General features: G+C 57.9%; 16 protein-coding genes. 9 read left to right on the top strand and 7 right to left on the bottom strand.

Annotated features, from left to right (window positions below; genetic code table 11):
• Window positions 1–220 precede the first annotated feature (220 nt).
• From DVA44_RS06655 to DVA44_RS06640, 4 genes are all read right to left on the bottom strand, one after another.
• Window positions 221–520 carry a tryptophan synthase subunit beta gene (locus DVA44_RS06655; RefSeq protein ID WP_313141854.1) on the bottom strand — a complete coding sequence of 100 codons (300 nt, stop codon included), beginning with the start codon at window positions 518–520 and terminating at the stop codon, window positions 221–223.
• Window positions 521–588: 68 nt separating this feature from the next.
• Entirely contained in the window at window positions 589–2535 is a 1947-nt protein-coding gene (gene lapD / locus DVA44_RS06650; RefSeq protein ID WP_114386023.1) for a cyclic di-GMP receptor LapD, read from the bottom strand.
• Window positions 2536–2544: 9 nt separating this feature from the next.
• Window positions 2545–3237 (bottom strand): cysteine protease LapG, encoded by a 693-nt coding sequence (gene lapG / locus DVA44_RS06645; RefSeq protein ID WP_114386022.1) that lies wholly within the window; start codon window positions 3235–3237, stop codon window positions 2545–2547.
• A 9-nt stretch (window positions 3238–3246) separates the two neighbouring features.
• Window positions 3247–4908, bottom strand: a complete 1662-nt coding sequence (locus DVA44_RS06640) for a Mur ligase (protein ID WP_114386021.1) — start codon at window positions 4906–4908, stop codon at window positions 3247–3249.
• Between the two features lie 116 nt (window positions 4909–5024).
• On the opposite strand from DVA44_RS06640, the gene DVA44_RS06635 reads away from it, so the two are divergent.
• From DVA44_RS06635 to ypdK, 6 genes are all read left to right on the top strand, one after another.
• Complete coding sequence (locus DVA44_RS06635) at window positions 5025–5903, top strand: S9 family peptidase (protein WP_114386020.1); 879 nt, start codon at window positions 5025–5027, stop codon at window positions 5901–5903.
• A gap of 25 nt (window positions 5904–5928) precedes the next feature.
• Complete coding sequence (locus DVA44_RS06630; RefSeq protein WP_168194458.1) at window positions 5929–9261, top strand: CapA family protein; 3333 nt, start codon at window positions 5929–5931, stop codon at window positions 9259–9261.
• A 94-nt stretch (window positions 9262–9355) separates the two neighbouring features.
• Complete coding sequence (locus tag DVA44_RS06625; RefSeq protein ID WP_114314335.1) at window positions 9356–9700, top strand: hypothetical protein; 345 nt, start codon at window positions 9356–9358, stop codon at window positions 9698–9700.
• Window positions 9697–11142: a hypothetical protein gene (locus tag DVA44_RS06620; RefSeq protein WP_114386018.1), complete on the top strand. Its 1446-nt coding sequence runs from the start codon at window positions 9697–9699 to the stop codon at window positions 11140–11142. The genes DVA44_RS06625 and DVA44_RS06620 overlap by 4 nt, the downstream gene beginning before the upstream one ends.
• Window positions 11143–11390: 248 nt before the next feature.
• Window positions 11391–12311 carry a kdo(2)-lipid IV(A) palmitoleoyltransferase gene (lpxP, locus tag DVA44_RS06615; RefSeq protein ID WP_114314333.1) on the top strand — a complete coding sequence of 307 codons (921 nt, stop codon included), beginning with the start codon at window positions 11391–11393 and terminating at the stop codon, window positions 12309–12311.
• 350 nt (window positions 12312–12661) lie between these two features.
• On the top strand, window positions 12662–12742 hold the full coding sequence (ypdK, locus tag DVA44_RS26200; protein ID WP_197080173.1) for a membrane protein YpdK: 81 nt from the start codon (window positions 12662–12664) through the stop codon (window positions 12740–12742).
• A 54-nt stretch (window positions 12743–12796) separates the two neighbouring features.
• Here the strand turns inward: ypdK and alaC are convergent, their stop codons facing one another.
• Window positions 12797–14038 (bottom strand): alanine transaminase, encoded by a 1242-nt coding sequence (gene alaC / locus DVA44_RS06605; protein WP_103824696.1) that lies wholly within the window; start codon window positions 14036–14038, stop codon window positions 12797–12799.
• Between the two features lie 386 nt (window positions 14039–14424).
• Between alaC and DVA44_RS06600 the strand changes: the two genes are divergently transcribed.
• Window positions 14425–16122: a sensor histidine kinase gene (locus DVA44_RS06600; protein ID WP_114386017.1), complete on the top strand. Its 1698-nt coding sequence runs from the start codon at window positions 14425–14427 to the stop codon at window positions 16120–16122.
• A 12-nt stretch (window positions 16123–16134) separates the two neighbouring features.
• Window positions 16135–16872 carry a LytTR family DNA-binding domain-containing protein gene (locus DVA44_RS06595; RefSeq protein WP_114314331.1) on the top strand — a complete coding sequence of 246 codons (738 nt, stop codon included), beginning with the start codon at window positions 16135–16137 and terminating at the stop codon, window positions 16870–16872.
• Window positions 16873–16913: 41 nt separating this feature from the next.
• Here DVA44_RS06595 and glk read toward each other — a convergent pair whose 3' ends face one another.
• On the bottom strand, window positions 16914–17879 hold the full coding sequence (gene glk / locus DVA44_RS06590) for a glucokinase (protein ID WP_103180613.1): 966 nt from the start codon (window positions 17877–17879) through the stop codon (window positions 16914–16916).
• A 204-nt stretch (window positions 17880–18083) separates the two neighbouring features.
• On the opposite strand from glk, the gene DVA44_RS06585 reads away from it, so the two are divergent.
• Window positions 18084–19319 (top strand): ion channel protein, encoded by a 1236-nt coding sequence (locus DVA44_RS06585; protein ID WP_114386016.1) that lies wholly within the window; start codon window positions 18084–18086, stop codon window positions 19317–19319.
• Here the strand turns inward: DVA44_RS06585 and ipdC are convergent, their stop codons facing one another.
• Window positions 19320–20975 (bottom strand): indolepyruvate decarboxylase, encoded by a 1656-nt coding sequence (ipdC, locus tag DVA44_RS06580; protein WP_114386015.1) that lies wholly within the window; start codon window positions 20973–20975, stop codon window positions 19320–19322.
• Window positions 20976–21096 lie beyond the last annotated feature (121 nt).

Here is a 21096-nt window from a genome sequence, read left to right as displayed (position 1 = left end):
ATGCTAAAAGAGTATTTAATCTGTATTAGTAATATGCTGTGCAACTATGACTACAATACGCCTTTATGCACCAGATTTATTGATGCAGATACGGATCAGGGCGCTATATTAATAGATGCCATGAATAAACAGGAAACTAAAAAGATCTGTACTATCAAAATAGGGAGCCAGGGAAATATCCCCCTATTAACTGTTGATGAATCCCGGTACGCAAAAGAGGCTAAATAAGCCCCTCGTCCTCATCCGCGATTAACCCTTCCAGACCACTTAGCGAGCGACGCGCCTGCGCACGGCTGGTGAGTTTGGCCTGTGCGGCAGGCGGCAGGTCAGTAATGGTGATAACCCCTTTACTCATCAGAACCTCGATCAGATCCTCAAGCACACGCACCATCTCAAGGTCGCTTTGCCGCAGCTGATACAGCGTGGCTTCGCGGATCTCACGCTGGCGCAGCCACTCGTCAATCTCGGGCGTACAGAGATCGTGCTGTTCTGTCATTGCGGAAAAAGGTGTCAATTCCACCCGAATTATTCGTCTTTCCGTATCGCGTTCTACGTAATACATATTCAGCCTCTGTATAACCTGTGAGGTTAATTTCCACCCAGCGTACTGGCATCAGCAAAATAGCGCCCCATTGCGCCATACAGCCCCATTTTTTCGAGGATCGCCAGTTCACCTGCCGTTTCCACTCGCTCGGCAATTAAAGGAAGATTTATCTGACGGGCGGCCCAGTAAATAGCCTCAATAAACAGTTTTTTATCGTCCTCGCTGTCTATATCGCGAATATAACTGCCATCAACCTTAATCCAGGCCAGGCCCCATTGCGGCAAATTGCCGATAAGGTGGAAGCGTCCGCCAAAGTGCTGGATCCCCAGACGACACCCCAACGCCTTCAGGCGGCTGACCAGAACGTTCACCCGCTCGACATCGGGCAGCTCATTCTCATCCAGCTCAAACGTCAGCCACGTTGCCAGCTGCGGCGCGCTTTTCAGCGGCTGCAGCAGAGCATTCAGGCTCTGGTCATCCGCGACGCTGGCCCCGCTGATGCTTAGCGCCAGCGGACGCGGTGATTTTGCCAGCTCACTTAGGGTCTGCTGGAGCATCACAATGTCCATGCGGCGGCTGAGATTGAGCCGGTGGATCCACGGCATAAAGCGCCCCGCAGGCACCAGCTCGCCCTCCGGGGTTTTAATCCGCGCGAGGATCTTATGATGCAGCACCTCACGCGCGTTGTTGCAGGCGTAGACCGGCTGCGAGAAGAGCGCGAAGGCGCCGCTCGTCAGCACCGCGTCCAGACGGGTGTACCAGCTGTGATGATCGTCTTCGCTCTCGGTGGCCGATGCGGTATCGGGCGTTGCAAAGATGCGCATTTCGGTTTCGGCTCTCGCCAGCGCCTGGTCCGCCTGGGCCAGTACTGCCTGGGGCGTATCGCCTGGGTTAAAGGGCACCATGGCAAAATGCGCCACCGGCGTTACGTCGCTCATGCCCATCTCAGACAGCGCCTTCAGCTGGGTGCTGAGGGTGTTGCGCAGATTATCAAGCTCCTGGCCCAGGAGCTGCGGGGCGATAATGGCAAACTCCCCGCCGCGTACGCGGGCTAAAAAACCCTCGTTGTGGAAATAGTTGCGCTGCAGACCGCTCAGGATATCCGCCACGGCCACCAGCAATTGATCGGATTTCGCCCCACCCAGACGCTGGTTAAGCCCCATCAGATCCTGCACCCGCAGCAGCATCATATGGCCAGCGGCGTTCTCTTCATCACTCAGGCGTGACTGGAGCTGCATATCAAACGCCCGGCGGTTGCTCAGACCGGTCAGGCTGTCGTGATAGGCCTCCTGACGCAGCGCTTCGGTACGCCGGGCCTGCTCGCTGAATAACACCTTGAGCTGGGTCACCATCAAGTTGGTGGCGTCCACCACCCGGCGCAGCTCAGGCGTTTTCGGCAGCGCCTGTATGTTGAGAAACTCGCGGCGGCAGATGGCCATCGCCTGCCCGGCAATATAGTTAAGCGGACGCAGAATGCGGCTCAACATCAGGGTAGCCGCCAGCACAAACAGCAGGCTACAGCCGATCAGCCACAAAAAGCTGGCGACGATACTGTTCCACAGGCGGGCCAGGGCGAACATCGGATGGCTGACCACTTCGACCCGGGCGACCTGCGTCCAGCCCCGCATCACAATGGCATCCCCTTCGCCGGGGCTGAGGTTCACCAGCCGCACAAACCACTGCGGTACACGGGTGCTCTGCGGTACGTCGCTGCGCTCGATAATCGGTTTATTGGTTTTAATGTCGACCACGCGAATGCGATAGAAATAGCCGCTGTCGAAGATGGAGTTCACCATCAGTTCGGTCATGGTCGGATCGTCGATATGGGTGGTCAGCGACACGCCCAGTGCCGTCGCCGCGTCCTGCGCGTGGGCGCTAAGCTGATTGCGGTACTGCTCCCGTGAGCTTTCCAGGGTAACGAAAAAGTTGCCGCAGAAAATGACGAGCGTAAATAAACAGATGCCAATCAGTAGCTGTTTATAAAGAGACATGGCCCTATCCTATTCATTAATTACAAATCCTTCTGCACGCATACGGGTGAGAAGATCCTGCCAGCGGGAGAGCCGTTTGCTGTCGCCCACGCGTTTGTTGCCGCCGGACTGCGGCAGCCATAGCCCTTCGCCGTTAAACGCGTAGACCGGAAGCAGGTCGGTACGCTGTGTAGCAGGCAGGATGGCGGTTTTCAGGTTATCCAGAACCAGTGGGATCGCCGTGGGGGTGGAATACCATGTCACCACCATGTGCGCCTGATTCAGTTCGAGTGCTTTAACATAGGTAATACGTAACTGGTTCGCCGGCACGCCCATTTCGCGCAGGGTGAAATATTTCGCCAGCGCAAAGTCCTCGCAGTCCCCTGCCCCCTGACGTAAAAACTCAATTGGCGTTGCCCAGTAATCCTGCTGCTTCCAGACGACGATATCATCGCGAAACGCCATGCGGGCGTTAAAAAACTGGTTAACCCGGTTTAACGTGTCATGGATCGTGCCCTGCGACGGCTGTTTAAGCAACGCGGCCCATTCATCAATCCGCTGCCGGGCGGCGGGGGTAGCCGGGCCATACAGCCGTTCGGTACGGGTGCTGATGGCGCTGAAATCCCACCCGGCGCCGAGCCCGGGGGAGATAACCAGCAGCAGCACCAGCCAGAGCGATAGCCAGCGTCGGCAGCTCGCCAGAAGAGAAGGAGGAAGCCGCATGGCGTTAACTTACTTCTCGCCTGACCGGGCCAGCCAGCGCTTACGGTACGCGACATAGCCGGAAAGGTAGTGCTCAACGTCGTCGATTCGCACACGATAGCTGTGGTGACGAATAAAAAAGCTGCCGACGATGCGTGGCGGATTTTTAAAGAACATCGCCAGTTCCGGCCAGAAGAAGCCGTTTGCCAGGTAGCGGGCGCGGCTCTCCAGCGCCTGGTTAAACACCGTCATGTCGAAGCCCGCCAGCAGATGTTTATAGGGCGATGCCTCAAGCCGCGCGATCATCCGTGAGGCCGCCATCATTAACTCAAGCAGCGTAGGATAAGTGGTGACGCGGTTCTGAACGAAGTCGAGATGATCGCGCACGTTATCCAGCCCAAACTGGTAATAGCGCTCCAGCGGCCGATAGATCGTCAGCTCGTTGACGCAGTAGCTGAGCCAGTGATCGTGCGCCTGCCAGTGCTTCTGGTCGATAAAATGCTCCATCGCCCGTTCGACCATTGCCAGCCAGCGCGGTGCTTTGGTTAGCCCGTAAAGACGCATCAGCGCAAAGGCGGCTTCCCCGTCGTAATAGATAATGCGGTGCGCCGCCTTCAGGGACAGATCCCCTGCATTCAGCACATGGACAAAGCCGCCCGTCTGCGGATCCTGCATAAAGCCGATCCCGTTCGCCAGCCGCGCCATCGGTTCCAGATATCGCTCATCGCCGGTCAGCTCGCTGTATTTCGCCATCGCCAGAATACACACCGCATTGCCGCCAAGCTTGATCTCATCCCCGGTGTCGACCAGGAAATCGGCGTCGCTGCCGTCCAGCAGCCTGTAAGTACGGATAAAGCTGGCGCAGAGGTCGTTGAGCGCCCGCTCGATTGCCGCGAACTGTTCAGGCTGCTGCGTCACTTCCCAGCCTTCGAGCAGTGCATAGGTGGAGCTGGCGTGGCGCAAGGCGTTATAGGTGGGAATCGCGCGGTCGAAACAGGGGAACCAGCCGTACTGATAGCGCCCGGAAGGGGTAATCTGGCGTGCAAGATAGTCGGTGGCGGAGGCGATCATCGGCTCAAGCGCCGTCGCCTGCCAGTCGGGTAGCTGGCGGTAGCCGCTGTTACGTCCGGTCGATTCGATGGGCAGCGGCTGCTCGCCGTCGCAAAAGAGCGCCCGGGTGGTGAAGCGCCAGAGCGTCTGGTCAGGCTGCTCCGGCCATCTGAGCACGGCGCCGAAGCGGCGGCGGGAAAAATGGGCCAGATTAGTGGCATTGGGCGTGGCAACGCCGTGATCGCCGTGATAGAGCAGCGCGTTGGCCGCGATCTCCTGCTCCAGCATCGCGTAGCGAAACGCCGGATCCAGGCTGATGCCAAAGCGAAAATAGTTGCGTTTGGTTTTTGCTAAGCGGGCTTGCAGGTTATCCCAGCGCAGAGCCTGCACCTGATCCACAAGGTCAACGCGCAGCCAGCAAACTTCCGTCCCACTCTTTTGCTGCCACTGCAGCAGCGCCTGTACACCCTGCTGCCAGGCGAGATCGAAGGTGTCGCCACAGCCCCGCACAACATGCGCACGGCTTTGGCCATCGGAAGCACTAAAAAAGATCGCCCAGGTGGGGCAGATCGGTGGTTTGGGCGCGACGTCCAGCACTTCCATCGCCGGGCGGATTTGCGCCAGTAATTGGCTGAGCGGCATTTTTACTCCTGATAACGCCTGAGGAAACCCTGTCAGAATAATCCTAACTAGATAATACCATTATGTGTGACAAGTTGTGTATTCTGTATGTCTATTGTTTCTTCCGGGGTGGTGGTGTGAGTCGATGTTTCGCGGTATGGATCCTGCTGCTAATCAGCGTTTTCGCTTACGCTGAGACGCCACTGCTGTGGAACCAGCCAGCCTCCCGACAGCACTGCCCGACCGGCGACGATGCCGTGTGGGTACACTACCCTGAAGGCAACGCCTGTATGCGCTATTTCAGCGCAGGCAATCTGCAGGCCGCCCCGCTGGCGGTGGTGATACTGAAAGGCGACCGCGTCTCGCAGATAAAACGCCCACCCGCCACCATCCCGGGAAATACCGCCGCCGACCAACGCCGTCAGGCCCGGGCCATCCTACGCCAGACCGGGTTGCCGACCATCATTCTCGCCCGCCCCGGCACCTACGGTTCCAGCGGTAACCATTACCATCGTCGTCAGGCGGAAGAGTTCCAGGCTATCGATGCCGCCCTCAATGCTATCAAGGCCCGCTATGGTATTCAGCGCTTTATTCTCAGCGGGCACAGCGGAGGCGCCACCGCCGCCTCGGCGCTGTTGACTACCGGCCGCCGGGACATCGCCTGCGCGGTGCTTACTTCCGGCGCCTGGGGAATACTCGAGCGGGCGCAGCGCCTGCGCCTGCAAAACGGTAACGCTCTGGCACCGGCACTGGATACCACCGGGCTGCCGCATCCGTGGGATCCCCTTGACCACATCAGCGGGATCGCCGCCGATCCCTTCCGACTGATCCTGGTGATCGGCAACCCGCAGGATCGCAATACACCGTTCGATCTGCAGGCGCGATTCGCGGATGCGCTGCGGGAACATGGCCACCGGGTAGAACTGCTCGAACGCCCCGCCAAACCACCGGAATATCATGATTTGACGGGTAATGCGGCAATCAACGCCATTCGCCTTTGTCCGCTACGCGGATAAGCCCCAAAAAAGCAGGAATAAAAATATGAGCCAGAAACCGCCCCGCCAGCTACGCGCTGAGACGCAAGCACCGGGATGGACCGCTGCCGAACTCGAAAAACTACCCGGTAGCATCTGGTACAATCGCCCGGATGCAGGCTGGTGCGCCACTGACATTGTCCTTTTTCATGATAAGGCGCAGCCTGGCCATCCCTGCCTCTTTGTCGCCATCGATCCCGACACCTGGCGTAAGGGCTCCGGCAACACCGGTATTTACGCTGGCTGGGATGACACTCATCTTTCGCTTCCCCGCCACGCCTCTCGCTACTGCGGGGCCATCGTCCAGCGCAAGGTTGATGGTCTGCCTCCGGACTTTCCTCAGCTGGTGGTGGGCAACAGCTATCAGGCCCTGCTTTGGCTTGCAGAAGAAGCCCGGCGGCGGCTGGACGGCAAGCTGGTGGCGATTACCGGTACGGTAGGCAAAACCTCGACCAAAGAGATGCTGAACAGCATTCTGGCAAACCACATGTCGGTAGTGGCGAGCCGCGGGAACCACAACACCCGTACAGGTGCCTCCATCACGCTGGCGCGTGCAGTCTGCAATCCGCAGGCGGTGGTAATGGAAGTGGCGATCTCTGCTCTGTGGATGCGCAACGGTGGGATCGGCCCGCGCATTAAGCCGCATATCGTCATTATCACCGAAATCGGCATCACCCAGGTGGGCAGGAGGGTGACCTCTCTCGATGATGTGGCCCGCTTTAAAGCGCGCATCAGTCACGGTCTTATTCCGGGTGGCTACGCCATTTTAAACCGTGATATGACCGGATATAACACTGTAGCTGCCAGCGTTACCCGCGACGGTGCCCGCATCATCAGTTACGGGTTTGATGCCGACGCCGACGTGCGAATCACGGCGTTTACCCAGGATGCCAACGGGAGCCTGATCACACTCAACGTCCACCAGCAGAGCCTGAGTTACCGGCTGGCCGTGCCGGGCAAAGGCGCCGCGCTTAACTCGGTGGCCTCGCTTATCGCCGCCGACCTGCTTGGAGTGAGCCTGACGGAGATCGTTACCAGCCTTGAAGCCTGGCGCAGCGATGGTCAGCACATGGGCATTACCGCGCTGCCGCTGCCGGGCGGCGGAGCTGTCACTCTGATTGATGACAGCTATAACGCCGAATACCTGTCGATGCTCAACGCGTTTGAGGTGGCCGCTCAGCGAGCGCAGGAAGGGGGCGGCCGTGTGATCGCCCTGCTGGGGCGGATCATCAACCTTGGGGATCAGTCCGCCGCCATCCACCGCTCGCTGGCGCAGCCCCTGCTGGCGGCCAGCTGCCAGCAGGCATTTCTGCACGGTGACGAGATGCGTACCCTGCACGACGCCCTGCCGGAAGAGGTTCGCGGCGGCCATTTCAGCACCGCAGAGGCGCTGGTGGAGGCCGCTGCGCCGACGTTGCGCGACGGTGATATCGTGCTGGTCAAAGGGAGCGTGCGTAATTCCGACTTCAGGCGGGTTGTCGGCCTGTTGAAACGCCGTCTCACCGCGTCGCCAGCCCTGGCAAAAGGGCAAACCGCCCGTCTGCTGATGAATCTTACCACCGGCGAAACCCGGCTGTCTGAGCAGGGCGACAGTACCTTTGCTCCCACGTACTTGAGCCAGCTGCTGCTGGCCGTCTGCCTGGCAGAACGTCTGCTGGCGAAAAAAATAACCCTTGAGACGCCTGTTGAGATGCACGGCATCGCCGCCCACGTTCTGCAGGGCAATCCGGCTCTTGGCCTGCAACGGGGGAGCACGGCAACCGTGAAATCGCTGGTGCAGGGGATGCTCATCCACAACGCCTGCGACGCCGCCATTCATCTGGCGGAAACGCTGACAGGCAGCAGCGCGGAGGCGTTGAAGGCGCTGCGCAGCCTTGTTGACCAGCTGGAGATGCGCCACACCCATATCAATAACGTCTCCGGTCGTCCCCGCCCCGCCCAGCGCACCACGCTTTCGGATATCGCAAGGCTGATGCACCATTTCCAGCTGCGCTACCCGCACTGGCTTACGTGGCTGGGTGAGCACGAGGCGGCCATCGGCGAGCGGGTGTACCTTAAAAGCGGCAACCTGCACAGCAACGGCAGCGCATGGGGACAATTCTGCGCCGGACGCTGGGGCGTTGCGCTGCAGTGGATCGCAGGCGAACTCTGGCTGGCCTGCGCTGCCGGGGCGGATGATGCCTTTCATCTCGACTATCTGCTGGATGGGCTCCTGACCGGAGTGGATGGCGCAGAGCCCGCACCGATGCCCGTCGAACGGCACATCGACAAACCTGTGGCGACCCTCACCTTGTTGGGCGATACCTACTTTGGCGAGTGGTATACCCGCAAGCGCCAGGCGCGGGGTTTGGATGATGCCCTGCAACGTTACGGCTACGATCACAGCTTTCTGGGTATCGCCCCCCTGCTGCGCGGTAGCGACTTCACTCTTGCCAACTTTGAGGCGGCCCTCGCCACCGATCTGCGCGCCAGTCTGGAAGGCCGAAAGCCGTTCTGCCTGACCGGGGATCCGGTCGCCTCGGTTACCGCCCTGCGTAAACAGGGTATCGACGCGGTGGCCCTTGGCAATAATCACGCCATGGATGCCGGACTGCCGGGGCTGGAAAGCACCCTGGCGGCGTTTGGCGACGGCGGCATTGCCTGCATCGGCGCCGGACGCAATGCGCAGCAAGCCCACGCTCCGCTGGTGCTGACGGTGGGCGGCAGACAGTACAAGATTTTCAGCGCCTACTGGTACCGGCGCTACATGGAGCAGGATTGCGCCTTTTATGCCCGCTCACGTCGGGCAGGGGTCGCCTGCCTGAGCGGCGGCCTGGCTGAACAGCTGCGTCTGGAGAAAGCACGCCCCCGGCCAGCCACCACTATTGTGCTCGCTCACTGGGGGCTAGATTACCAGTGGACAACGGTGGGACAGCGGGCGCTGGCGCAGCGTCTCTGCGAGGCCGGAGCCGACCTGATTATCGGCTCCGGGCCGCACATGACAGGCGAGGCGGTAAAACTGGGCGAAAGTCTGGTGGTCTACAGCATCGGCAACGGGGTGTTTAACAGTAACGGTGAATACCAGTCGCGCGGCGTGCCGCCGTATGGCTTTGTCGTCCGCCTGCTGCTCGGCGCCCCGCAACCGCAGATCGCGCTTCTGCCGATCCTGACCGACAATAAACAGACCTTCTGGCAGCCCCGCCCGGTGACCGGGGCGGAATTTGCGGATCTGATCGCGCAGCTGACCGCGCAGGGTATGCCTATTACCCGGGAAGAGGCGTCCGATGCGGGCTGGCGCGCCGTCATTGAGGAGGGTGAATGCAGGCTGATCATGCCGCTGGCTCAGTTGGCGGGGAGGTAAGCAGAATTTTTAAGCGATACAACTACCTGAATTAAAATTCCCGATTACATTTAAAAGACGTCACTCCGCTGTGCGACAGAGTCAGGACAAACTGATGAGCGTGCCACTGCAAAAAATGCCCCGCTGCGGGGTGGTGTTGTTAACGCTGCTTCTGAGCGTAAGCGGTTGTGCTAGCCATGATAAGAATCCCAGCCGGGCGCGCGTAGCGCCGAAATATGTTCGCCCTGCGCCTGTGCAGCCCGCGTATAGCGCACCTGAATCGTTCCTGAACGCGCCAGAAGCGCCCCCAGCGCCGCCCGTAAAAGTAAAAAAACGGCCTCAGGTTAAAGCCGCAGAACCGCCCGCGCCCCGGGTCGTGCCGGTGCTGGATAACTCGTTGCCGGAGCAGATCTGGCAACCTGCGATCACCCGTCAGACCAGCCTGGAGCTGAAATCATGACGGAACGCGCTCTCGGTGAACTGGAAAACCGGGCCGATATTAAGCGCCCTACGCTGCCGCTGTGGCAAAACGCGGTGGTTATTCTCCTCACCCTCACCTACCTCATCTGCGAGCTGGCCTTTAACTCGCGCCTGCTCGATCTGGTGGGAAGTCTCTCCACCCCCGACGATATCCACAATATGGAGCGCTATGGTCGGGCCCTAACCGCCATCGCCGCCGCGCTGCTGGTATTCCAGCTGGTGCTGGCGTGCAACGCCTGGCTGAAAAAACGCGACATTGCGTTTCCCGCTCCCTGGGTGGCAGGCATGGTGTTCTCGCTCTGTCTGCTCATCGGCGTGGTGACATGGCAAACGGTGGAGTGGGTTATTGAGCGCCAGGTTGCCCAAAGCACCGGCGAGTTTCGCCAGAAGTCGATGCTGGCGCAGCTCTATCAGCACTCCTTAATTGACGGGCACCAGACGCTGGCGGGGATCCCGCTTGATGACGATGGCAGTCAGCGCGAAACCTGGACCAGTCCATCCGGAAAAGCGTTTCTGGCGATGCTGCCGCTGCTTATGAGCTCGGTCAGCCGCTATCACGAACTGCTTGAGCGAGAGGCGGCACAAAACCTGCGCGACAGCATCAGCGTTCAGGAGGGCGGGCTCCTCGGCTATTACAAACTCTGGCTGGCCGCGCGCGCGGACATTTATCAGGACTATCTCGGCTATAACAGCGATACCCGGAAAAATGGGCTCTATCATGGGGTGGCAATCCCGGCCCGCCTCGACTGGGAGACGTTTTTCATGCTGGAACCGGTACAGAAAAGGCTGCGGGAAAAGCTGGCCCTGCCGCTGCAAACCCGGGTGCAGCCTGAATATCCGAAAGAGGACGCACTGAAACAGTTCGCCCTGGCTCTGCAGGCTCCCCATCTTGACTACGTCCTGCAACAGCAACTCCCCCGCCTGCAGGCTGCGCTCACCAGCTACGGTGCAGGCGGAGCAAATGAAAAACGGGGCGAGGATGCGGCGCGGGCGGTGATTGTGCCTCCCCTTGCGCTGATGTTCTCCCTGCTCGGCGCCCTCACCCACCTGGCAAAACTGATCTATCTGCTGCTTCTCCCGTTAAGTGCCGCCCTGCTCTCTGTCACCCCCTGGCGCCCCGTTCGCCTGCTCAACCGCCATCCGCTGATCTTCCCGGTGTTATTAATCTGCCTGCTGCTCGGCCTGTGCAGCGTGACGAACAACAGCATCACAGCTTCTCCGGCCTATCAGTCGCTGCGGCACGCATTGCAGGGAGCGGAAGTGGCGATCACCGATACCCCCGCATCCCTCAGCGGCGGCACGCTGTTGCGGCTGATCCATACGGTCAGCATCGGGCAGAGTTACAGCTATCCGTTAAATCACGCCTTACGCCAGAACGTGCTGCTCGGCTTTGATTTTGGATATGAAAGACCTCATGAATAGCCTCTTAATGCGGATAAAAATAGCCTCCTTTTTAGCGATTTTAGTGATTATTTTTTGATCGAAAAGTAGTGTTAGCAGTTAAGATATATCAGTGCTACATTACGCCGCCCAACGCCAATTGCCGTTTTTTCAGACTCCGGTCATGTACGGTTTCAGCCATGAACCAATACGATTACCGCGGGTCTTATTAACATTCCGGCGTAGCGCCAGTCTGGGGCTACCAACATACTCTTCACAAAGGTCGTTTTATCTTGTCTCAATGCAAATTCACGCGCACGCTTCTGCATCCGCGTTACTGGTTTACGTGGTTTGGTCTGGGCGTCCTGTGGCTGCTCGTGCAATTACCTTATCCGGCGCTGCGCTGGCTGGGTGCCGGTCTCGGAAGCCTCTCGCGTCGTTTTCTGAAGCGCCGTGAATCTATCGCGCGCAGAAACCTCGAACTCTGTTTTCCGGCGCTCTCCCCTGCAGAGCGCGATCATCTCATTAGTGAAAATTTTAAATCTATCGGCATGGCGTTACTGGAAACGGGAATGGCCTGGTTCTGGCCGGACTCGCGGGTACGTAAATGGTTTGACGTTGAAGGCCTGGAAAATTTGCAGCGCGCGCAGGCGAAAAACTGCGGGGTGATGGTGATCGGCGTTCACTTTACGTCGCTGGAGCTGGGTGGCCGGGTGATGGGGTTGTGCCAGCCCATGATGGCTACTTATCGTCCGCACAATAGCGCCCTGATGGAGTGGGTGCAGACGTGCGGGCGCATGCGTTCAAATAAGGCGATGATCAGCCGCAATAATCTACGTGGGCTGGTTAGCGCCCTGAAAAAAGGCGAAGCGGTCTGGTTTGCTCCGGACCAGGACTATGGCCGCAATGGCAGCAGCTTCGCCCCCTTCTTCGCAGTAAAGGAGGTGGCCACCACAAACGGCACATTTGTGATTCACCGTCTTTCAAAGTCGGTGATGCTGACGGTTACCATGGTCAGAAAAGACGATAAAAGCGGTTATCGCCTGTTTATCATGCCGGAGATGGAGAACTATCCCCAGGAAGAGGCGGCCGCCGCGGCTTACATCAACAGTGTGATCGAGAGCGAGATCATGCGTGCGCCGGAACAGTATTTATGGGTGCATCGCCGTTTTAAAACGCGTCCTGTGGGGCACGCTTCCCTCTATCTTTAACCCCGTCGAAGGTTAGTTTCTTTTAGAAACTAACCTTTTCAATCACCTGTAATCACTTAGGTTTATCGTTAGCAGGCTATCTTTCTGAAGGACAATTTATTACCTGCCGAAATTAAACTGTCGCCGTTCCACGACACTCGTAAGTCGTGGAAATTATTTAGAAAAATGCCTCTTGTCACTCCCGAAATTTAAGCGTACATTAGCGCCGTCTGGCTACCTGAAAGCACAGAATTCTGAGCTGGAGTCGTCGCTGAAACGGGATAATTCTCATTTCCGCTCTGGACTGACTTCACCTCTCTATACTCAGTTGGACTCTGTTTTTTATTGCGTATCACGAAATACGCGGAGCGATGAACGTGAAATATTTCTTTATGGGTTTTTCAGTGATTTTGTTCGCATGGGTCGGTACGTTTGCCCTGATGATGAACTGAGCAAAGAAAATGTAGTCAAAAAAACAGGCGCCCAAGGCGCCTGTTTTTTTGGGGTTACTGACCCGCCTGCTCTGGCGTGGTCTTTGTTACCTGGGGCAACAGTCCGTCGGCGCGGAACATGCTTTTAATGCCCCTCACCGCCTGACGGATACGATCGCTGTTCTCAATCAGCGCGAAACGCACGTGCGTATCGCCGTAGTCGCCAAAGCCAATCCCCGGGGAGACGCACACTTTCGCATCCTGCAGGAGTTTTTTGGCAAACTCCAGCGACCCCATCGCGGCGTAGGCCTCCGGGATCTTCGCCCAGACGTACATCGAAGCTTTCGGCATCTCCACCATCCAGCCCGCCTCATGCAGCCCTTTGACCAGCACATCGCGACGGCGTTTGTACTGGGCGGCAATCTCCTTCACGCACTGCTGATCGCCTTCCAGCGCAGCAATGGCCGCTACCTGCAACGGGGTAAAGGTGCCGTAGTCGTGGTAGCTTTTGATACGTGCCAGCGCGTTTACCAGCGTCTTGTTGCCGACCATAAAGCCGATACGCCAGCCCGCCATGTTGTAGCTTTTCGACAGGGTGAAAAACTCCACCGCAACGTCCCGCGCGCCGGGTACCTGCATGATCGACGGCGCTTTCCAGCCGTCATACACAATGTCGGCGTAGGCCAGGTCATGCACCACCAGCACGTCGTAGCGCTTAGCCAGGGCCACCACTTTCTCAAAGAAGTCGAGTTCCACGCACTGGGCGGTCGGGTTGGAAGGAAAACCGAGGATCATCATCTTCGGCTTCGGATAGCTTTCCCGGATGGCGCGTTCCAGCTCGTTAAAAAAGTCGACGCCTTCAACCAGCGGCACAGAGCGCACCTGCGCACCGGCAATGACCGCACCGTAAATATGGATCGGGTAGCTGGGGTTCGGCACCAGCACCGTGTCGCCATGGTCCAGCGTCGCCAGCATCAGATGCGCCAGCCCCTCTTTTGAACCGATGGTGACAATGGCTTCGCTCTCGGGGTCGATCTCCACCTGATAGCGTTCCTGATACCAGCGCGAAATGGCGCGGCGTAAACGCGGAATCCCTTTAGAGGTTGAGTAGCCATGCGTGTCCGGGCGCTGGGCGACGGTGCAGAGTTTTTCCACGATATGGGGCGGCGTAGCGCCGTCCGGATTACCCATACTGAAATCGATAATGTCTTCGCCGCGCCGACGCGCAGCCATTTTCAATTCAGCAGTAATGTTAAACACATACGGGGGAAGACGATCGATACGCGAAAAACGGCGTTCAGGACTGGAGTCAGCCATAAATTCCTCAGATTACGTTAGCGCCCGGACCGTCCGAGCGACGTCGCCACGGATGTGGCGTGCTTAGAAAATAACCTGAAAAAATTCGCCTTGTCGAGGGGGAAGAAATAAAAAAAAGCGTAGCGCTAAAACGGGAACACTGCTTAAACAAAAACCGGAAGTAAAAATGAAAAGAGGCATCAAGAATGTTATTTTGTTAACATTTTAATATCATTACAGTTACGACTTCCGGGTGGCTTTTTAGCTTTTCTGCTCGCTTATGCGACCTGAGATACAATCCCCTTTGATTAACGTGGTTTATCCCCATTTTATAAAAGAGCGGGATGGCTGGTCATTGAGCGTCAGGTTTTTTATCATGGTTCTTTCCTCTTTTCCCAGGTTTACCCGTGCACGAAATATTCAATATGCTGCTGGCGGTGTTCGATCGCGCGGCGTTAATGCTGATTTGCCTGTTTTTCCTCATTCGCATCCGCCTGTTCCGCGAGCTGCTGCATAAATCTGCCCACTCGCCGCGCGAGCTGCTGGCGGTCACCGTTATCTTCTCGATGTTTGCCCTGTTCAGCACCTGGTCCGGGGTGCCGGTGGAAGGTTCGCTGGTCAACGTGCGTATTATTGCCGTGATGTCAGGGGGGATCCTGTTTGGCCCGTGGGTGGGCATTATCACCGGTGTTATCGCCGGGCTTCACCGCTACCTGATCGATATCGGCGGCGTAACGGCGGTTCCCTGTCTGATCACCTGCGTTATTGCGGGCGTGATGTCGGGCTGGATCAACCGCACCTTCCCCAAAAAGCAGCACTGGCGGGCGGGTATTATCGGTGGGATGATCTGTGAAACGATGACCATGATTCTGGTGGTGGCCTGGGCCCCGACCACCGAACTGGGGCTGGATATTGTGTCTAAAATCGGTATCCCGATGATCCTCGGCACCGTGTGCATCGGCTTTATCGTGCTGCTGGTGCAGAGCGTGGAAAGCGAAAAAGAGGCCAGCGCCGCCCGGCAGGCCAAGCTGGCGCTGGATATTGCCAATAAGACGCTGCCGCTGTTTCGCGATATTAACGCTGAATCGCTGCGCCAGGTGTGCGACATCATCCGCCGCGACATCGACGCTGATGCGGTGGCCATTACCAATATTGACCGGGTGCTGGCTTACGTGGGCGTGGGTGAAACAAACTACCGGGATAATGATGATACCATCAGCCCTACCACCCGCCAGGCAATCAGCGGCGGCAAGATCATCATTAAGAATAACGATGAGGCCCACCGCACCCCGGAGATCCACTCCATGCTTGTCATCCCGCTGTGGGAAAAAGGGGTGGTCACCGGCACGCTAAAAATTTACTACTGCCACGCGCACCAGATCACATCGACCTTACAGGAGATGGCGGTCGGGCTGTCGCAGATTATCTCCACTCAACTGGAGGTCTCCCGTGCCGAGCAGCTGCGGGAGATGGCAAACAAGGCAGAGCTGCGCGCCCTGCAGAGTAAAATTAATCCCCATTTCCTGTTCAATGCGCTGAACGCCATCTCCTCATCGATCCGCCTGAATCCGGACACCGCCCGCCAGCTGATCTTCAATCTGTCGCGCTATCTGCGCTACAACATTGAGTTGAAAGATGACGAGCAGATCGACATCAAAAAAGAGCTTTATCAGATCAAGGATTACATCGCCATCGAGCAGGCGCGGTTTGGCGATAAGCTCACCGTCATCTATGACATTGATGAAGAGGTGAACTGCGTGATCCCAAGCCTGCTGATCCAGCCGCTGGTGGAGAATGCCATTGTCCACGGCATTCAGCCGCGCAAGGGTAAAGGCGTGGTTACCATCAGCGTGGCCGAATGCGGTAACCGCGTGCGGGTGGCGGTGCGCGACACCGGCCACGGGATCGACCCGAAAGTGATTGAACGGGTAGAGGCAAATGAGATGCCCGGCAATAAAATTGGTCTGCTCAATGTCCATTACCGCGTTAAGCTGCTTTATGGCGAAGGACTACATATTCGCCGCCTTGAGCCGGGTACCGAGATCGCGTTTTATGTTCCTAACGAACGCGCCGCCGTTCATGCCCAGACGTTGTTGTTGCCTTAGAGGGAGTGACGCATGAAAGTCATCATTGTGGAAGATGAAATACTCGCTCAACAGGAGCTGAGCTGGCTGATTAAAGAACACAGCCAGATGGAGATCGTCGGCACCTTTGAAGATGGTCTGGACGTGCTGAAATTTCTGCAGCAGAACCGGGTTGACGCCATATTTCTGGATATCAATATTCCCTCTCTGGACGGCGTATTGCTGGCGCAAAACATCAGCCAGTTTGCCAGTAAGCCGTTTATTGTCTTTGTCACCGCGTGGAAAGAGCATGCGGTGGAGGCTTTCGAGCTGGAAGCGTTCGACTATATTCTGAAGCCGTACCAGGAGTCGCGGATTGTCAGCATGCTGCAGAAGCTGGAACACGCCTGGCACCAGCAGTCCGGCGCGGAGCAGGTCGCGGCCTCACCGGTCATGCGTGAAAATGACACCATCAATTTGATCAAGGATGAACGCATCATCGTGACGCCGATGAACGATATCTATTATGCCGAAGCGCATGAGAAGATGACCTTCGTCTACACCCGCCGCGAGTCGTTCGTCATGCCGATGAACATCACCGAATTTTGCAGCAAGCTGCCGGCGAGCCATTTCTTCCGTTGTCATCGCTCGTTTTGCGTCAATCTGAACAAGATCCGCGAGATCGAACCCTGGTTCAACAACACCTACATTTTACGGCTGAAGGATCTCGATTTTCAGGTGCCGGTGAGTCGCAGCAAGGTGAAAGAGTTTCGCCAGCTGATGCACCTGTGAAGGGAATGCCCCGGTGAACAGACGTCACCGGGGAGAAGCCATTACAGTACCTGGCCCAGAGTCTGACGCAGATGCGCGCCAGAGCCCAGCAGACCCGGATTGTCATGTACAATCAGGTACACCGGAATATCCCGGACATAATCGCGGAAGCGCCCCTTGTCTTCAAACCCGCCGCGGAAACCGGACGATTTAAAGAAGTCGAGGAAGCGCGGTACGATCCCGCCCGCGATATAGACCCCACCAAAGGTGCTCAGGTTCAGCGCCAGGTTGCCGCCAAAACGCCCCATGATGACGCAGAAGAGCGAGAGCGCACGACGGCAGTCGGTGCAGCTATCTTCCAGCGCGCGTTCGGTCACATCTTTCGGCTGCAGATTTTCCGGCAGACGGCCATCGGATTTCACAATCGCCCGGTAAAGGTTCACCAGGCCCGGACCTGAGAGCACCCGCTCCGCCGAGACGTGGCCGATCTCCGCGCGCAGCTCTTCGAGGATGATGCCCTCTTCTTCGCTGTTTGGCGCGAAATCGACATGTCCGCCTTCACCCGGCAGGCTGATCCAGCGCTTGTCGACGTGTACCAGATGGGAAACCCCCAGGCCGGTGCCAGCGCCGTAGACGGCAATGGGCTTACCTTCAACCGGCTCGGTGCCGCCGAACTGGATCAGATGCTCCGGCTTTAACATCGGGATCGCCATCGACACCGCGGTAAAGTCGTTAATAATTTCCAGATGGGCAAAGCCGAGGTTGGCCTTCATTTCGGCGACAGAGAATGCCCAGGTGTGGTTGGTCATCGCCACCCAGTCACCGGTAATCGGGCAGGCAATGGCGATACAGCCATCCTCAACGCTGACATCATGCTCCGTCAGATAGACACGAACCACCGCTTCCAGGCTGGGGTAATCCAGCCCGGAATAGGTTTTGGCGCGGGAGATTTCGCCGGTGTTGACGTCACATAACGCCAGACGCGCGTTAGTCCCCCCTACATCACCTACCAAAGCATACTTTGTCATTCTTCTACTGCTCCGCTAAAGTCAAAATAACTGTTTGGCACACTCTAAATTCAAGGCCCGTGAACAACAACGACCTGAATAAAAGCACCCCAGGATTATCGATCTTCATCACAGAATAACTTTACCGTTTCAGCACCATTTGCACTATTGCCATAAGGCTGAACGTGCAAAGTACAGACAGCTATTTTTAACAAGGAAATCATCATGCTCCATCCGCGAGCCAGAACGATGCTGCTGCTGGCCCCTCCTGCGCTGATTATTGGCGTTGCATCCAGCCTGATCCTGATTGTGATCATGAAGGTCGCCTCCGTGCTGCAATCGATTTTGTGGACCTCATTACCGGCTTCCCTCGGCCTTAACGCAAGCTCGCCGGTATGGGTTATTTTAATCCTGACGCTTACCGGTATCGCTGTAGGAGTGGTGATACGCTACAGCCCGGGACATGCCGGGCCAGATCCGGCCGTAGAGCCGTTGATTGGCGCGCCGGTAGATGCCGCTGCCCTGCCCGGGTTGATTATCGCCCTGATTATTGGCCTGGCGGGCGGCGTCAGCCTTGGGCCTGAGCATCCGGTGATGGCGGTGAACATCGCGCTGGCCGTCGCCATAGGAGCGCGGGCGTTCCCCCGGGTGAACGCCCTCGACTGGACCATTCTCGCCTCTGCGGGCACCATCGGGGCGCTGTTCGGCACGCCTGTTGCGGCGGCGCTGATTTTTTCCCAGACCCTGAGCGGCAATCCGGAGATCCCGCTCTGGGATCGTCTGTTCGCCCCGCTCTTATCCGCCGCCGCCGGAGCCCTGACCACCAGCCTCTTTTTTCATCCTCACTTCTCGCTGCCCGTTGCTCACTACAGCCAGATGCAGATGGTCGACATTTTTAGCGGCGCGATTGTCGCCGCCATCGCTATCGCGCTGGGGATGGTGGCGGTCTGGTGTTTGCCACGCCTGCACCGTCTGATGCATCGTCTGAAGCACCCGGTCCTTATTCTTGGCGCTGGCGGATTTATTCTGGGGATCCTTGGGGCAATCGGGGGCAACATCACCCTGTTTAAGGGGCTGGATGAGATGCAGCAGATGGCCTTCAGCCAGATCTTCAGCGTGTCAGATTATCTGCTCTTTGCGCTGATAAAACTGGCGGCGCTGGTAGTGGCTGCGGCGTGCGGTTTTCGCGGCGGGCGCATTTTCCCGGCGGTGTTCGTCGGCGCGGCGCTGGGGTTGATGCTGCATGAACATGTAGAGGCCGTTCCCCTGGCGATCACTATCTCCTGTTCGATTATGGGGCTGGTGCTGGTTGTCACCCGGGATGCGTGGCTAAGCCTGTTTATGGCGGCAGTGGTGGTGCCGGACACCACCCTGCTGCCGCTGCTCTGTATTGTGATGCTGCCCGCCTGGCTGTTGCTGGCGGGCAGACCGATGATGGCTGCCTGGAACGATGAGAAGTAATCAGGCGCTTTTGCGTGCTTCCAGCGCCTGGATAATGCCGCTCAGCAGCGGCGGAACGTCGGCTTTCGGCAACATCACCTCAATTAACGACAGCCGTTGTGGGTGCGCGACTCTCTCCAGCACCTCTTCCAGCTGCACCGTCTCACTCACCCGCCAGCACTCGGCCTGGCAATCCAGGCTGAGCGCCTGCGGGATCTGCGTCCAGTTCCACAGCGCAATGTCGTTATAGCGCTGGTTCGGACCATGTATGGCACGCTCCACCGTATAGCCTTCGTTGTTCAGGACCATGATCACCGGACGCTGTTTGTCCCGCAGCATGGAGCCCAGCTCCTGGATAGTGAGCTGCGCCGCACCGTCGCCGGTAATGGCAATCACGCGGCGATCCGGGCAGGCAGTCTGCGCACCGTAGGCGGCGGCCAGGGTGTAGCCAATCGATCCCCAGATCGGCTGCACGATAAAATTGACCTCATCCGGCAAACGCAGCGCGCCAGCACCAAAGGCCGACGTTCCCTGGTCGGCGAGAATAATGTCCCCCGGGCGAATATAGGTTTGCAGCGTTTTCCAGAAGCTGTCCTGGGTCAGCGAGCCGGGATGAACCGCATGTAACTGCCGCGCCGGGCGGGGCGTATTCCCGGTTTGGGCATACTGATGGCAGAGGCTGGCGAGCACCTCAATGGCCTGGGTCATGGGGATCCCGGTGTACCAGACATCGCCAATGCGCGAGGCGTGGGGCTGAACGTCAATGGTCTGCTGATGGGTAAGTTTGTGGGTGAAGCCCGCGGTAAGCGTATCGGTAAAGCGCGTACCCACGCAGATGACGGTATCGGCGCCCTCAATGGCCTTGTTAACCTCGGCTGCGCTGGCGGAGCCGCTGTAGGTGCCGGCAAAACCGGGTTTGCGCTCGTCAAAAATCCCTTTCCCCATCAGCATGGTGGCGTGGGCGATGGGCGTTTGCTCCACCCAGCGTTGCAGCTGATTTTTCAGGCCATAACGCAGGACCAGGAAGTCGGCCAGCAGCGCGGTGCGATCGCTCGCGGCCAGCCGTTTTTCTGCCGCCTGGCGGAAGGCGTCAAGACGGAAACTGTCGCTCTCATAAAGACGGTCCATGAGCGCGCTGACAGGCGGCGTGGCTGGTTTTTTTGCCACATCGGCAGGCAGCATAATATAGCCTGGACGGCGCTCCCGGAGCATCTGGGTCAGGACCCGGTCGATTTCATAGCAGGCGTTTTGTTCAGTCAGGAGCGCCTGGGCGACGGTAACGGGCTCACTCATCTTATAGAAGTGACGAAACTCGCCGTCACCAAGCGTATGGTGTAGCAGCTCCCCTTTTTTCTGCGAGGCGCTGCCCGGGGCACCCACGATATGCAGAACCGGCACATGCTCGGCGAAACTGCCTGCGATACCGTTCATGGCGCTGAGCTCGCCCACCCCGAACGTTGTCAGCAGCGCAGCAAACCCTTTGCAGCGCGCATATCCATCGGCGGCATAGGCCGCATTTAATTCGTTGGCACAACCTACCCAGCCAATATCCGGGCTGGCGATAACGTGATCGAGAAACTGCAGATTGTAGTCGCCCGGCACGCCAAACAGATGATCGGCACCACAATCTGTAAGACGGTCCAGCAGGTAATCGGCGACGGTGTAGGGGGTTTGCATGACAGTTATCCTTATAATGTTGACTTCAATTTGAGTATTGAAGAAGCGTGATAGCTGTCCAGGAATGGCGATAAACTGCCCATGGAAATAATGCTTTACGTATTTTCGCAAGGTAATCTGC

This window comes from Leclercia sp. W17, from assembly GCF_003336325.1.
Classification (GTDB): domain Bacteria; phylum Pseudomonadota; class Gammaproteobacteria; order Enterobacterales; family Enterobacteriaceae; genus Enterobacter.
This window is presented reverse-complemented; position numbering and strand designations above follow the sequence as displayed.